15 protein-coding genes and 2 tRNA genes are annotated in these 14,124 nt (G+C 69.4%); 7 read left to right on the top strand and 10 right to left on the bottom strand.

Annotation, left to right across the window (positions count from 1 at the left end; all coding sequences use genetic code 11):
* Positions 1-128: 128 nt before the first annotated feature.
* From ggt to rsmD, 5 genes are all read right to left on the bottom strand, one after another.
* The gene (ggt, locus tag ACW5E8_RS04740; RefSeq protein ID WP_456964326.1) at positions 129-1,904 is read right to left on the bottom strand and encodes a gamma-glutamyltransferase; all 1,776 of its coding nucleotides are present in this window, start codon (positions 1,902-1,904) and stop codon (positions 129-131) included.
* The gene (locus ACW5E8_RS04735) at positions 1,901-2,155 is read right to left on the bottom strand and encodes a YfhL family 4Fe-4S dicluster ferredoxin (RefSeq protein WP_456964325.1); all 255 of its coding nucleotides are present in this window, start codon (positions 2,153-2,155) and stop codon (positions 1,901-1,903) included. Before ACW5E8_RS04735 ends, ggt begins: the two co-directional genes overlap by 4 nt.
* Before the next feature lie 66 nt (positions 2,156-2,221).
* Positions 2,222-2,719: a hypothetical protein gene (locus tag ACW5E8_RS04730; RefSeq protein WP_456964324.1), complete on the bottom strand. Its 498-nt coding sequence runs from the start codon at positions 2,717-2,719 to the stop codon at positions 2,222-2,224.
* Between the two features lie 34 nt (positions 2,720-2,753).
* Positions 2,754-3,257 carry a pantetheine-phosphate adenylyltransferase gene (coaD, locus tag ACW5E8_RS04725; RefSeq protein WP_456964323.1) on the bottom strand — a complete coding sequence of 168 codons (504 nt, stop codon included), beginning with the start codon at positions 3,255-3,257 and terminating at the stop codon, positions 2,754-2,756.
* A 67-nt stretch (positions 3,258-3,324) separates the two neighbouring features.
* Entirely contained in the window at positions 3,325-3,921 is a 597-nt protein-coding gene (rsmD, locus tag ACW5E8_RS04720) for a 16S rRNA (guanine(966)-N(2))-methyltransferase RsmD (RefSeq protein WP_456964322.1), read from the bottom strand.
* 68 nt (positions 3,922-3,989) lie between these two features.
* On the opposite strand from rsmD, the gene ftsY reads away from it, so the two are divergent.
* The 4 genes from ftsY to ACW5E8_RS04700 are packed head-to-tail and all read left to right on the top strand — an operon-like array spanning position 3,990 to position 7,883.
* Entirely contained in the window at positions 3,990-5,294 is a 1,305-nt protein-coding gene (gene ftsY, locus ACW5E8_RS04715) for a signal recognition particle-docking protein FtsY (RefSeq protein WP_456964321.1), read from the top strand.
* On the top strand, positions 5,291-6,535 hold the full coding sequence (locus ACW5E8_RS04710) for a hypothetical protein (RefSeq protein WP_456964320.1): 1,245 nt from the start codon (positions 5,291-5,293) through the stop codon (positions 6,533-6,535). Before ftsY ends, ACW5E8_RS04710 begins: the two co-directional genes overlap by 4 nt.
* Positions 6,532-7,611 carry an A/G-specific adenine glycosylase gene (mutY, locus tag ACW5E8_RS04705; protein ID WP_456964319.1) on the top strand — a complete coding sequence of 360 codons (1,080 nt, stop codon included), beginning with the start codon at positions 6,532-6,534 and terminating at the stop codon, positions 7,609-7,611. The genes ACW5E8_RS04710 and mutY overlap by 4 nt, the downstream gene beginning before the upstream one ends.
* Complete coding sequence (locus ACW5E8_RS04700) at positions 7,608-7,883, top strand: oxidative damage protection protein (RefSeq protein ID WP_456964318.1); 276 nt, start codon at positions 7,608-7,610, stop codon at positions 7,881-7,883. The genes mutY and ACW5E8_RS04700 overlap by 4 nt, the downstream gene beginning before the upstream one ends.
* Here the strand turns inward: ACW5E8_RS04700 and ACW5E8_RS04695 are convergent.
* Positions 7,859-8,311 carry a DUF6491 family protein gene (locus tag ACW5E8_RS04695; protein ID WP_456964317.1) on the bottom strand — a complete coding sequence of 151 codons (453 nt, stop codon included), beginning with the start codon at positions 8,309-8,311 and terminating at the stop codon, positions 7,859-7,861. The two genes, ACW5E8_RS04700 and ACW5E8_RS04695, sit on opposite strands and share 25 nt — an antisense overlap.
* Positions 8,312-8,464: 153 nt before the next feature.
* On the opposite strand from ACW5E8_RS04695, the gene ACW5E8_RS04690 reads away from it, so the two are divergent.
* Positions 8,465-8,540: transfer RNA gene (locus tag ACW5E8_RS04690), tRNA-Phe, on the top strand.
* Positions 8,541-8,658: 118 nt separating this feature from the next.
* Entirely contained in the window at positions 8,659-9,942 is a 1,284-nt protein-coding gene (locus tag ACW5E8_RS04685) for a DUF445 domain-containing protein (protein ID WP_456964316.1), read from the top strand.
* Between the two features lie 12 nt (positions 9,943-9,954).
* On the opposite strand, the gene ACW5E8_RS04680 is transcribed toward ACW5E8_RS04685, so the two are convergent.
* Positions 9,955-10,950: an SDR family oxidoreductase gene (locus tag ACW5E8_RS04680; protein ID WP_456964315.1), complete on the bottom strand. Its 996-nt coding sequence runs from the start codon at positions 10,948-10,950 to the stop codon at positions 9,955-9,957.
* Between the two features lie 136 nt (positions 10,951-11,086).
* The gene (gene ku, locus ACW5E8_RS04675; RefSeq protein WP_456964314.1) at positions 11,087-12,043 is read right to left on the bottom strand and encodes a non-homologous end joining protein Ku; all 957 of its coding nucleotides are present in this window, start codon (positions 12,041-12,043) and stop codon (positions 11,087-11,089) included.
* A 152-nt stretch (positions 12,044-12,195) separates the two neighbouring features.
* Here ku and ACW5E8_RS04670 point away from each other — a divergent pair.
* Positions 12,196-12,270 (top strand) — tRNA-Val (locus tag ACW5E8_RS04670).
* Positions 12,271-12,314: 44 nt separating this feature from the next.
* Here ACW5E8_RS04670 and ACW5E8_RS04665 read toward each other — a convergent pair.
* Both ACW5E8_RS04665 and ACW5E8_RS04660 read right to left on the bottom strand, forming a co-directional pair.
* A complete protein-coding gene (locus ACW5E8_RS04665; protein ID WP_456964313.1) occupies positions 12,315-13,541 on the bottom strand; it encodes an EAL domain-containing response regulator in 1,227 nt (408 codons plus the stop codon).
* Positions 13,538-14,062: an Hpt domain-containing protein gene (locus tag ACW5E8_RS04660; RefSeq protein WP_456964312.1), complete on the bottom strand. Its 525-nt coding sequence runs from the start codon at positions 14,060-14,062 to the stop codon at positions 13,538-13,540. Before ACW5E8_RS04660 ends, ACW5E8_RS04665 begins: the two co-directional genes overlap by 4 nt.
* Between the last annotated feature and the right edge of the window lie 62 nt (positions 14,063-14,124).

The following is a 14,124-nucleotide window of genomic DNA, read 5'->3' as shown; positions in this document are numbered from 1 at the left end:
GGGAGCGGCTACCCGTCAGGCCCCTGCCCCTGTGGGAGCGGCTATAGCCGCGATTGGAATCCCGCTCCGGTTGATCGCGGCTATAGCCGCTCCCACAAATGCGCGCGCACCCGCACAGGATCCTGCGCTTACGGCTCCGGCGATGCCCGGACCTCACCCTTGCCCACGGGATTGCGCGGATCGGTACCGGCCTCGAGCCGGTTGCCGGTGATATCCCAGGCCACGGTCTGGAAGTTGCCCCAGACGTCGCTGGAGCGGCGGCCCTGGCTCGCCTCTTCTTCGGGCAGCTGCAGCGTGTGCCCCATCGCACGCAGCGCCTGCACCGTGGCCGGCTCGAAGGTCCCGGTCTCGGCCTGGACCACGTCCGGCATCCACTGGTGGTGGTAGCGCGGCAGCGCCGCCACGTCGGCCGCGGACAGTCCGGCGTCGTAGCCGAGCACGCCCAGCAGCACCATGGTGATGATGCGGCTGCCGCCCGGGGTGCCCAGCACCGCGACCTTGTCGTCGGAGACCATGAAGGTCGGCACCATCGAGCTCAGCATGCGCTTGCCGGGCTCCGGCGCATTGGCGGCGAAGCCCATCACGCCGAAGGCGTTCGGGGTGCCCGGCTTGAGCGCGAAATCGTCCATCTCGTTGTTGAGCAACACGCCGGTGCCCGGTGCCACCAGGCCCGAACCGTAGAGCAGGTTCACCGTCTGCGTGGCGCCGACGCGGTTGCCTTCGGCGTCGATGATGGAGAAGTGTGTGGTCTCTTCATCCTCGAGCGGCGTCGGCGCGCCTGACAGCAGGTCGCTGGGCGTGGCCTTGCCGGGGTGGATCGTGGCGCGCAGGCCGGCGGCGTAATCGGCGCTGGACAGCAGGCGCTGCGGCACCTCCACGAAGTCGGGATCGCCAAGATAGAAGGTGCGGTCGCGGAAGGCGCGACGCATGGATTCCACCACCAGGTGGGTGCTTTCGGCCTCCGTCATCGCTTCCAGGTCGTACGGGGCCAGGATCTGCAGCATCTGCGCCAGCGCGATGCCGCCCGACGACGGCGGCGGCGCGGTCACGATTTCCCAGTCGTGGTAGCCGAAGCGGACCGGCTCGCGTTCGCGCACGCGGTAGGCGGCGAGTTCTTCCGCGGTCCACGCGCCGCCCTCGGCGTTGACGCCGGCCACCAGCTTCGCGCCGACGTCACCGCGGTAGAAGCCGTCGAAGCCGTGTTCGGCAAGGCGTTCGAGCGTCCGGGCGAGATCGGGCTGGCGGAACACGTCACCGATCTCGATCGGCCGGCCGGCGGCCAGGTAGACCTCGCGGGTGCCGGGATAGCGCTCCATCACCGCGCTGCGCGCCGCATAGCCGCGGGCCATGCGCGCGTACACCGGGAAGCCTTCGCGCGCGACGCGGATCGCCGGCGCCAGGGTACGCGACAGCGGCAGCTTGCCGTACTTCTCCTGGAGGTGGACGAAGGCGGCCGGCAGTCCCGGGATGCCCGCCGACCAGGCGCCATTGGTGGCGCGATCGCGGTCGAATTCGCCATCGGCGTCGAGATAGCGTTCGGGCGTGGCCGCGGCCGGCGAGGTCTCGCGGGCGTCGAGGAACACGTCGCGACCGGTGGCGGCGTCGTGCAGCAGGAAGAAGCCGCCGCCGCCGATGCCGGAGCTGATCGGCTCCACCACCGAAAGCACCGCGGACACCGCGATCGCGGCGTCGAAGGCGTTGCCGCCGTCGGCCAGGACCTCCATGCCGGCGTCGGTGGCCAGGGCGTGCGCGGATGCGATCGCCGCGCCCGGTGGCTTCAGCGGCTGCACCGCGGCTGCAGGCTCCGTGGCCGCCTGGCCATCGGCAGCGAGTGCCGCGCTGAAAGGGACGAGCGCGATCAGCAGCGGCAGCGCCAGGCGGCGCAACGGGCTTGTGATGTTCAAGCAGCCTGCTCCTTGAGCCGCAGGAGCTTCACCAGCAGCTGGTCATGGGTTTCGGGGATGTCGGGGTCGGGATCGATGCATTCGACCGGACACACCACCACGCACTGTGGCTCGTCGAAATGCCCCACGCACTCGGTGCAGCGCGCGGGTTCAATCACGTAGATGGTTTCGCCCTGCGAGATCGCGTCGTTCGGGCAGGCAGGCTCGCAAACGTCGCAGTTGATGCAGAGTTCGTTGATGCGCAGGGCCATGCGGCCATTGTAGACCTTGCCCGCGCGGTCCGCCGCCGGCCCGGAAGCCGGCGGCGGGGAAGCGGCTTACTTGGCTTCGACGAACACGAACTCGACGCCGGCCGGCGCCACGGCGGTGGCCACGCGCTCCTGGTCGGCGGCGCTGCCGATGAACACGACGCGCACGCCCTTCATGGTGTCGGGTGCCACCGCGGCGAACGACTCGACGACGATGTCGGCCATCTTGGCGGAATCCGACGAGGCGTAGGCCAGCATGTTGCCGCGCACGATGCCGCGCGCGACGTCGAGCCCGGCCTTGTCCTGGAGGCGCTCGTAGTTGCCGGTGTCGGCGGCCTCGTCACCGGTGGGCGCGGGCAGGTAGTACACGAAGGGCTGGTTGGCGATGCCCTCCATGTTGCGGGTCACCACGTCGGACACGTAGGCGCGCCAGGCGCCGTCGTCGGCCGTGGTGGGAGCGGTCAGCGGCGCCGCGACAACGGCAACCGGCGCTTCCTCCTTGTTGCAGGCCGCTAGCAGCGGCAGCGCCAGGCAGGCGGTCAGCATCAGGCGGGAGATCGTCTTCATTCGTGGTTCCCCAAGTGTTGCGTTGTGATGGATGTCAGTCTAGCTCGCGCCGCCATTCGGCCTGCAGCGCTTCGGCCACCGCAGCCGGCACGAACCCCGAAACGTCGCCGCCAAGGCGGGAGATCTCGCGCACCAGCGACGAAGAAATGAATCCGTACTGTTCCGCTGGCGTCAGGAACAGGGTTTCCACCTCGGGAATGAGGTGCCGGTTCATGCTGGCCAGCTGGAATTCGTACTCGAAGTCCGAGACCGCGCGCAGGCCGCGCAGCAGGACGCCGCCCCCCACTTCGGACACGAAATGCGCCAGCAGCGAGTCGAAGCCCATGACCTCGACGTTGTCGTGGGCGGCCAGCGCCTCGCGCGCCAGCTCCACCCGCAGCGCAAGTGGCAGTGCCGGACTCTTGCCCGGGCTTTCGGCGACGCCGACGATGAGTTTCTCGAAGAGCGGCGCGGCGCGATCGACCAGGTCGACATGGCCGTTGGTGATCGGATCAAAGGTGCCTGGATAGACCGCGATCCTGTTTCGAGCTGTGCTCATGCCTTGGCTGCGCCGTAGTTTGGGTGCTGTAGCCAGCGCGAGTGTAGCAGCGCCGCGCCGCGCCGTTTCAGGTCGCGGCCGCGCGCCGGAACAGCGCGTGCCGGGCGTCGCGGGTGGCGGCTTCGCGGTGCAGCCGCCAGCCCGGGCCCGGAGCGACGTGGGCGTCGGGTGCTGATTCGAGGTAGAGCCAGGCGTCGTCGGCAAGCCACGGTGCAAGTCGCGCCAGCGCGTCGTCCCACAGTCCGGCAAGGAACGGCGGATCGAGGAACACCAGGTCGAAGCGTCCATGCAGGGGCGTGCGAAGCAATTCCAGCGCGTCGGCCCGCAGCACGCTGGCGGCGGCGCCCGCGCCCAGCCGCTCGCAGGTGTCGCGCAGGGACTGCGCCAGTGCGGGATCGCGCTCGACCAGCAGCGCCTCGCTTGCACCGCGCGACAGCGCCTCCAGGCCCAGTGCTCCGCTGCCGGCGAACAGGTCGAGCACGCGCGACCCGGCAAGCATCGGCTGCAGCCAGTTGAAGAGGGTCTCGCGGGCACGATCGGACGTCGGCCGCAGGCCCGGCACCGAGGCCACTGGAAGCTTCGAACCGCGCCAGCGTCCACCGATGATGCGCACGCTCCCGGGGGGCGTGGATCGGGAAGGCGCGCTTGGGGCCGGTGGTACCATGACGCCGCATTGTCCGCGCTTGCGCGACGCTGCGCACCCTCCCCTTTCCTATCCCCGGTCCGTTCGCGATGGTCAGCTTCTTCCGCCGCTGGAAACCCGACGCCGACAAGGCCAAGCATGGGAAGGACGACACCACTTCGTTGAGCGCGGCCGCCGAAGCCATCGAGGCGGCACGGGCGATGGGCGCCGCGGCGAAATCGGTTGATGTCGCCTATGTGGATGTCGTTGGGGCGGTTGAAACGGTTGAAACGGTTGAAGCCGTTGACGCCGTTGAAGCGGCCGAAGTGCTTGATGCACCTGCTCCAGCGCCTGAAACCATCGTCCCGCCCCCGATGGCGGCTCCGCTCCCGGCGACCCCCGTGCCGCTGCCGCCGCCCGCTCCGCCACCGCCGGAAGTAACCCAGGCGACAAGCACGACCGCCACCACCACGCAGGACAAGCCGCCCGCCCCGCCCGGCAAGTCCGGCTGGCGCGACCGCCTCAAGGGCAGCGGCATCGCCCGCGGCCTCGGCGGCCTGTTCTCCCGCAACCCGCGGCTGGACGACGACCTCCTCGACGAGATCGAAACCGCGCTGCTCATCGCCGACGTCGGCATCAGCGCCACCACCGCGCTGGTGGATTCGCTGCGCAAGCGCATGAAGGCGCGCGAGTTCGCCGACGTGCCCGCGCTGCGCAGCGCCTTGCGCGCCGACCTGGTGGCGATGCTCGAGCCAGTCGCGCGCCCGCTGTCGATCGATGCCGCCGTGAAGCCCTTCGTGATCCTGACCGTCGGCGTCAACGGCGTCGGCAAGACCACGACCATCGGCAAGCTCGCCAAGCGTTACAAGGACGAAGGCCACGCCCTGATGCTGGCCGCCGGCGACACCTTCCGCGCCGCCGCCGTGGCCCAGCTGCAGGCCTGGGGCGAGCGCAACGGCGTGGCCGTGATCGCCCAGGGCCAGGACGCCGACGCCGCCTCGGTGGCGTTCGACGCCCTGCAGGCCGCCCGCGCGCGCGGCACCGACGTGCTGATCGCGGACACCGCCGGCCGCCTGCATACCCAGCAGGGGCTGATGGCCGAGCTTGCCAAGATCAAGCGCGTGCTCGGCAAGCTTGATGGCAGCGCCCCGCACGAAGTGCTGATGGTGATCGACGGCACCACCGGCCAGAACGCGCTCAGCCAGCTGCGCCACTTCCATGCGGCCGCGGCCGTCACGGGGCTGGTGGTCACCAAGCTCGACGGCACCGCCAAGGGCGGCGTGGTGTTCGCGCTGGCACGCGAGTTCGGCATCCCGATCCGCTTCGCCGGCATCGGCGAGCGCCCCGAGGACCTGCGCGTATTCGATGCCGAGGCCTTCGTCGACGCCCTGCTGCCGGAGGCGCTGGGGGCGTGAAGCTCCGCCGCGGGCTCGCGCTCGCCGCGGGCGTCGCCGCTGTCGTCCTGCTGCTCGCCATGCTGGCGGCGGCAATGCTGATGCAGCCGCAGCGCCTCGCCCGCCTGGTGCTGGACGGCGTAGGCAACGGCTTGGGACTCGAGATCGATTTCGAAGGCGACACCCGGTACCGGCTGCGCGGGACGCCGATGCTTGAAGTGCACGATGTCGTCGTACGTGATCGGGGAGACGGCGAGCCACTGCTCCGTGCCGCACGCGTGCTGGTGTCACTTCCCTGGTCCACGGTGCGCGACCGTCGTGCCCCGCTGGTACTGCAGCACATCCAGCTTGACGCCCCCGTGCTCGACCTGCCGCGACTGCAGGCGTGGCTGGCCTCCCGCCCGCCGGGCGACGGCAGCCTGCCGACCCTCTCCGACGGCATCACCGTGAGCGACGGTCGCGTACTGGCCGAGGGCTGGGAACTGCGTGGCCTTGCATTGCGACTCCCCGGTTTCGCACCCGACGCGCCGCTGGCCGCCGACATCCGCGGCACCCTGGCGATGGCACCGCCCACGCTGGTCCACTTCGACCTGCATCTCGCGGCAACGCATCCGGCCAACGGTGCCGGCGTCGGCGTCCGCGGCCACATGCGGGTGGAACACGATGACTGGGAGCTTCCCGCCTTCGTCACCGCCTCGGGATCGCTGCGTGCCGACGATGCGGCCTGGCACGTCGCCCCGCTGCGCTTCGGGGCGTCGGCCGAGTACCGCGGCGAAGGCACACCCCTGCAATTCACCCTGGGCGCGCACGGCCCACTGCGGCTTCGCGACAGCATATGGACGCTCGTACCGGCCACCGTGGTGCTGCGCGGTGAAGGCATCGTGCCGATGTTCGATGCGCACGGCCGCGCGGCGCTGGGCCGCGCGTTGCTGCTGGAGCTCGAAGGGACGTTGCCGGACTGGCCGCGAGCCTGGCCCGCGCTTCCGTCGCCGCTTGGTGCATCCACTTCACCCATCGCCATCGAACTCGCCTACGCGGGCGCATCCGACCTGTCCACTCCCCTTGTCCTCCGCATGGAGCGTGACAGCGTCAGCGCCCAGGCCGAGGCACGCATCTTCGAGATCCTCGACTGGATGGACGCCAGCGCCACGGGCTCCCCGCTGCCGCCCTTGCGCGCCCGTGCCACCGCGCCGCGCATCGAGATCCCCGGCGGCGTGCTGGAAGGCGTCGAGATCACCATCGAACCGGAGGATGCGCCGTGACTGCGGCACCGGCCGATACCTTCGCAGCGCCGCTCTTCGCCTGGTTCGACGTCCACGGCCGTCATGACCTGCCCTGGCAGCACCCGCGCACGCCATACCGCGTATGGCTGTCGGAGATCATGCTGCAGCAGACCCAGGTGCGCGTGGCTGCGCCCTACTTCCAACGTTTCGTTGCCGCCCTGCCCGACGTGGCGGCGCTTGCCGCGGCGCCGCTGGACGACGTGCTCGGCCTCTGGTCCGGGCTTGGCTACTACGCCCGCGCCCGCAACCTGCATGCCGCCGCCCGAACCTGCGCCGAACTGCACGGTGGCGAACTCCCGCGTGACTTTGCTGCCCTGGTCGCCCTGCCCGGCATCGGCCGCAGCACCGCAGGCGCCATCCTCTCCCAGGCCTGGGGCGAGCGCTTCGCGATCCTCGACGGCAACGTCAAGCGCGTGCTCTCGCGCTACCACGGGATCGAAGGCTGGCCGGGGCAGGCGACGGTCGAGAAGCAGCTGTGGCAGCTGGCGCAACAACATCTTCCGTCCACGCGACTGGCCGATTACACCCAGGCGCAGATGGACCTCGGCGCCACCCTGTGCACGCGCCATTCGCCTGCCTGCACGGACTGCCCGCTGCAGGGCGGCTGCACGGCGTATGCGCAGGGACGCACGGAAGACCTGCCCACGCCGAAGCCCGGCAAACCGCTCCCCACGAAGGAAGCGACGCTGCTGCTGCTGCGCGACGCCGAAGGCCGCGTCCTCCTGCAGCGCCGACCACCCACCGGCGTCTGGGCGCAGCTCTGGTCGCTGCCGCAGGCGGACGACTGCGACGCGGCGCGGGCGTGGTTCAAGGCCCACATCGATGGCGACTACGCGCAAGGGGAGGTGCTTGACACCATCGCCCACGCCTTCAGCCACTACCGCTTCAAGATGCACCCGAGGCGCTGGCACGCGGTCGCCACTGCGGCCACGGTGCGCGACAATGAAGACCTGCGCTGGGTCCCGCGCGGCGCGCTTGCCGGCCTCGGCATTCCCGCGCCCGTGAGGACGCTCATCCAGGCGCAGTTCGGACCGCCCCAGGAGAACCAGCCGTGAGCCGCATCGTCCATTGCGAATACGAGAAGCGCGAGACCGAAGGCCTCGACTTCATCCCCTGGCCGGGCGAACTCGGCAAGCGCGTGTTCGCCGGCATCGGAAAAACCGCCTGGGGCGCGTGGCTCGCGCACCAGACGATGTTGATCAACGAGAACCGGCTGTCACCGATGGACCGCGAGCACCGTGCGTTCCTGGAACGCGAGATGGAAAAGTTCCTGTTCGGCGGTGGGGCCGATAAACCCGCCGGTTACGTGCCCGCAGACGAGGCCTGAGCCTCTTCGCGGGCGGTCTTCTCCGCCGACTTGATCTTCGCGGTGTCGAGCGGCCGGATCTCATCGATCCGGCAGGGGAAGCCCGATGATCCGCTGTTGAGCGCCACCACCTTGTCGAAGCCGGCGTACACGCTGTTGCCCTGGTGGGTCACGGTGATGGCTGATGCCCACTCCACGTCGCGGCAGCTTCCGTTGAACGAGAGCAGCCATGCCTCCTGGGCCCGGGTCCAGACCGCGATGTTGCGATCGTCCAGCGACGTCCAGCCGCTGATGCGTCCGAAGTAGCGGAAGCTCTTGACGGGCTCGCCCGCGGCTGCCTGATAGGTCGCCAGCTTCTGGTCCGGGCTCATGCCACTGCTGGCACATGCCGACAGTCCGATCGAACCGGCCAGCGCCGCGGCGACAACGAACATCCTGTAGTGCTGCATGACTCCCTCCTTTAGCCGCATGGCGGCTCGATTGCCCGTCCCGATCATTGCCCAGGTCCAACTGGAAACGCGGCGGACCGGCAATGCCCGTTCAGGCAATGGTTGGTCTTGCCTCGCCGCCGCAGGCTCCCGTATCATTGCGGGCTCGCCAGTGGCCGGGTAGCTCAGTTGGTAGAGCAGGGGATTGAAAATCCCCGTGTCGGGGGTTCGATTCCCTCCCCGGCCACCATTGATTTCAAGGCGATACGGAACCCGCACCTGCTGCGGGTTTTTTGTGCCCGGGGATTTTCAATCCCCGTGTCGGCGCCATCGCGCGCCCGCTGCTGCGCCCGCGCTACCCTGTCCCGATGCCGCCCTTCCCCGACCCACGCGAAGCAGCGCTCCGGCGCCGCAAAGCCATCGCACTCGGGCTCCTGGGGCTTGCGGGCCTGGGCCTGGCGGTGGTTTCCGTTTTCGAGGCCACGCATCCGCACTGGGCCTTCAGCTTCCTGGCCGCGGTGTTCGAAGCGGCCCTGGTCGGCGGCCTCGCGGACTGGTTCGCGGTGGTGGCGCTGTTCCGCCACCCCCTGGGCATGCGCTGGATCCCGCACACCGCGATCATCCCGTCGAAGAAGGACGCGCTCGGGGCGAGCCTTGCCGACTTCATCTGCGACCACTTCCTCGGCACCCGGCAGGTCGCCGACAAGCTGCGCACGATGGACATCGCGGGCTCGATCGCGGGCAAGCTGGCCGACTCCGCGTTCTCGCAGACCATGGGGCGGGCGCTGGCGAACGCCCTGCCCCGCATCCTCGACGCGCTTGAAAGCGAGGAACTGCACCGCTTCCTGCATCGCCTGGCCGACACCCGGCTGCGCCAGGTGGATCTGTCGGGCGTGGTCGCGGTGGTGCTGCGGCAGCTCACCGACGAAGGCCGGCACCAGGCCCTGGTCGATGCCGGCCTGACCTATGCCGGCGAAGTGCTGGCCTCACCGGGCACCCACGAACGCGTATCGGAAATGGCGTCGCGCGAACTGTGGAAGGTGCTGCGCTACCTGAAGCTCGAGGGTGTCGTGGCCGACAAGGTGGCCGGCAAGCTGGTGGCGGGCATGACCGGCATGGTCAACGACATGGCCGCTGACCGGGACCACGAGATGCGCCAGCGCATCGGCGCCGAATTCGAGCGCCTGATCCTGCGCTTCGAAGACGACCCGGCGCTGCGCGAACGCGTGAACGCCTTCCGCGACCAGCTGATCGATGACTCGGACCTCTCGCGCTACCTGCGCAGCCTGTGGCGCGATCTGGCCACCTGGATCCGCGAGGACGTGGAACGTGAGGATTCAGCCATCTCCGTGCGCATCGCAAGCGTGGGTGCCGAGCTCGGCAGCCGGCTCGCGGCCGACGACGACATGCGCGCCTGGATCAACGATGGCGTCATCGACCTGGTGCTGCCGGAGGTCGAGCGCTACCGGGAAGGCATCCGCGACTTCATCGTCGAGCGCGTGCACCAGTGGAGCGCGGACGAACTCACCCGCGAACTGGAGCTGGCCGTGGGTTCGGACCTGCAGTTCATCCGCTACAACGGCACCGCGGTGGGCGCGCTGATCGGCGGCATCCTGTACGGCCTCGTGCACCTGATCCAGCGCGTGGTCTGAACCCTTCGCGGCTTATCCGCGTGGCCCGCCCATGACGGGCAGGATCGCGCCATTCACGTACGACGACATCACCGGCGACGCCAGGAACACAAAGGCGGGGGAGATCTCCTCCGGCTGCGCCGGCCGGCCCATGTCGCTGTCCTTGCCGAACTCCGCAACGTCCGGCGCCGCCTTGTCGGCCGGATTGAGCGGCGTCCACACCGGTCCGGGCGCCACGCAGTTCACGCGTATGCCGCGCCCGAGCAGGTTGCTCGCCAGCGACTTCGTGAAGGCATGGATCGCGCCCTTGGTCGCCGAGTAGTCGAGCAGCTTCGGGTTGCCGAAGATCCCGGTCTCGGAGCCGGTGTTGATGATGCTGGCGCCCTCCTCCATGTGCGGCAGCGCGGCGCGCGCCATGTGGAAATAGCCGGCGATGTTGGTCTGCAGCGTCTCCTGCAGGTGGCGGTCGTCCAGGTCCTCCAGGCGCTCGACGTGCTGCTGGAAGGCGGCGTTGTTGACCAGCACGTCCAGGCGCCCGAATGCCTTGGCGACCTGGCCCACGGCCTTCTTGCAGAACTCCGGATCGCGCACGTCACCGGCGATCACCAGGCAGCGGCGGCCTTCGGCTTCGACATGGCGACGCGTCTCCTCGGCGTCGGCGTCTTCGGCGAGGTGCAGCACGGCGACATCCGCGCCTTCGCGCGCGAACAGCACGGCCACGGCCCGGCCGATGCCCGAGTCGCCGCCGGTGACGATGGCAGCCATGCCTTCCAGCTTGCCGCTGCCCGCGTAATCCGGGGCCTGGAAGCGCGGCTCCAGCTCAAGCGCGTGCTCGTTGCCAGGCTTGGGCAGGTGCTGCGCAGGCATGATGGTCGGCTGGCGCCGGGATCCGGCCTGGGCGGGCTTCTTCTTGGCGGGAGCGTTCTTCTTCGCCCGCTTCGCGTCAGCCTCTGACTTCTTCTGGATGTCCCGCTGGCGTTCGACGGTCTTCTTCGCGCCATCGCTCTTGCCCGCCTTCTTGGTTGCCATCGAACGTCTCCATTACAAGGTTCACCGCGACGCTACCCGCGGCCGCGTTGGCGCACCGTCGTACGGTGTGCGGGTGGCGTCGCGTCGCCACCCGGGGGCGCGCATGACCCGACGCGGCGCGCTCCGCGCCCCCGCGTCAACCCGCCTTGCGAGATGCGCTCTTCGCCGCCTTGGCGGTCTTTTTCTTCGTGGCCTTCGCGGCAGTCTTCTTCGCCGCCTTCTTCACGACCTTTTTCACCACTTTCTTCGCGGCCGTCTCTGCCTGCTTGCCGCCCTTCTTCGCCGGCGTGCGGCGCTTGCTGCTGATGCTCTCCTGCAGCAGCGCCATGAAGTCGACCACGTTGGTGGCGGCATCCGCCGGGGTGTCGTGGTCGTCGTCATCGGGCTTGGCGACCACGCCCTGGGACTTCATCCGTTCGCGGATCACCTTCTCCAGTCGCTCGCGGAACTCGTCCTTGTAGCCCGACGGATCCCACTCGCCGCTCATCGACTCGATGAGCTGCTTCGCCATCTCGCGCTCCTTTTCGCTGATGCGGTACTCGCCGGTCGCGCCCTCGGGCAGGCGATGCTCGGCGGGATCCACCAGCTCCTGCGGATAGCGCAGCAGCATCAGCACCAGGGCGTCGCCCTGCGGCAGCACCGCGCACAGGTACTCGCGGGTACGCACCACCACGCGCGCGATGCCTGCACGCCCGGTGTCGCGCAGCGTCTCGCGCAGCAGTACGTAGCCCTTCTCCGCCTTCTTGGCCGGCACCAGGATGTAGGGCTTCTCGTAATACTGCGCGGGGATATCGTCGGCATCGACGAAGGCCTCCACTTCAACGGTCTCGTGGCTCTCGGGCGCCGCCGATTTGATGTCGTCCTGTTCGAGTACGACGTAGCTGCCCTTGTCGTACTCGAAGGCCTTGACGATGTCCTTCCAGGGCACTTCCTCGCCGGTCTCGGCATTGACCCGCTCGTAGCGCACCGGGCTGTTGTCGCGAGAGTCGAGCATGCGGAAGCTGATGTCCGTCCGGCGCTCGCCGGACATCAGGGATACCGGCACGTTCAGCAGCCCGAAGCTGAGGGTCCCGGTCCAGATCGGTCTTGCCATGGTCGCCTCGCGTCGGGGAGCTGATTCCCGACGCTAAGCGGCGCCCGGTGAGACGGGGGTGAAGCGCCCGGAAGCCTGCCCGGTGCCTGCAAAAACGCGTTCCGGGGCTTGCGGGGACCCGGCCTGGCTGCTGTATACTGCGCGGCCAATCCGGGCGGTTAGCTCAGCGGTAGAGCATTGCCTTCACACGGCAAGGGTCGCAGGTTCGATCCCTGCACCGCCCACCAGATCCAACGAAAAAGGCCACCTTCGCGGGTGGCCTTTTTCGTTGCTACGCGGCGAGCAGCCCGTCCCGCCTGCCCGGCCACGCTTCCAGCCACGCGGCGATGTCCGAAGCCGGCATCGGCTCCCCCACCAACGCGCCCTGGCCCAGGTGGCAGCCCAGCGCGCGCAGGCAGGCAAGATCTTCGATGGCGTCGAGGCCTTCCGCCACCGCCTGTACGTCCAGCTCGCGCGCGAGCGCGAGCGCGGCCTGCACGATGGCGCGGCGCGACGGATCCCCCGCCGCCCCGCGCACGAAGCCACGGTCGATCTTCAGTTCCGAGAACGGCATGTCGCGCAGTTGCGCCAGGTTGGAGAAGCCGGTGCCGAATTCGTCGATCGCAAGGCGCACGCCCTTGAGCCGCAGCCTGGTCATGATGTCGAGCTGCGCGTGCGCCTCCGCCGGCAGGCGGGTTTCAGAGAGCTCCAGCACCAGCCGCTCCAGCGGGAACCCCGCGGCAGCCGCCAGCGTGGCCACGCGGTCCGGGAAGTCCAGCGTGCCCAGGCTGGCCATGGACACGTTCACTGCGACGTCCAGCGATCGTCCGGAGGCGCTCCAGCGGCGCGCATCGTGCAGCGCGTTGGCCAGCACGACGCGCGCAAGTGGGAGCGCCAGCGCGACGCCCTCGGCCAAGGGCACGAACTCGGCGGGCATGACGATGCCGCGCGCGCGGTGCTGCCAGCGGGCAAGCGCCTCGATGCCCACCACTTCGCCGCTGCGCAGGTCGACCTTGGGTTGGTAAAGGTTGAACAGCTCGCCGGCGGTGATCGCGGCCTGGAGCGCCGCGGCGTCGGAGGCGGAGAACGGAGGCGCGGGCGCGCCGGCCTCCAGCGCCGGAACAACCGCCGCTCCGCGCGCCTGCAGCAGGGCGCGCAGCTCGGCGGGCTGCACCGGCTTGGTCAGCCTGCCCAGCACGTCGAGGCCCTGACCTCGCGCCAGCTGCTCGACCGCCTGCAGCACGCGCGGGTCGGCCCCGCTGATCAGCACCAGGGCGCCGCGGAAGCCCATCGCGGCGAGGTGCCGCACGAACTCCACGCCGTCCATCCCCGGCATGCGCAGGTCGCAGAACACCAGGCCGAATCCGCCCGGATCAGCGGACAGGCGCCCGATCGCGTCCTCGCCGCACGAGCAGAGCTCGATGGTTGAAAAGCCGCTGTCCCTCAGGCCCATCGCCCGCAGCTGGATATGCAGCAGCCGGGTGGTGAAATCATCGTCGTCGACTACCAGGATCTTCAAAGCGCGTACCTCGTCATCTGCACCGCTGCGGGGGTCTGTGCCCCGCGCCAGCAGCGCATCGCGGCCAGCGCCGCGTCCATTGCGTCAACAACCTCCGCCACCAGCGGCGCGACCATGTCGCTGCGCCCTGCCTCGCCGTGCTCATCCAGCGTCTCGCACAGGGCACCCAGCGGCAGGGCCCCGACCGAACGCGAAGACGATTTCAAGCGGTGCGCCAGCATGGCGGCCGCAGCGGCATCGGCATCCGCGGCCGCCCGCAGCAGTTCCGCGCGCATGCCGGTGGCCACCGTGTCGAAGCACGCGACGATCTCCAGCAGCACGGCCGGCTCGTCGCCGACGATGGCGCAGAGCGCTTCCACGTCGAAAGGAAGGGGATTCGCCGGTTCGGCGCCCGGGTCGAGCGTCACGGCGCGCCGTGTGGCAGCGTCCTCGACGTCCACGCTGTACCGGCCCCTCTCGGAAATATCCGTCATGCTCCCTCTCCATGGAAGCAGCGGATCCGTAATGCTGCCATGCAGCATGGTAACGGAGCGCCTTCCGGCACCCCGTGCGGCCTGTCACATACCGGTGCGCAGGCGGGTAT

The organism is Luteimonas sp. A649, from assembly GCF_054072735.1.
This window is presented reverse-complemented; position numbering and strand designations above follow the sequence as displayed.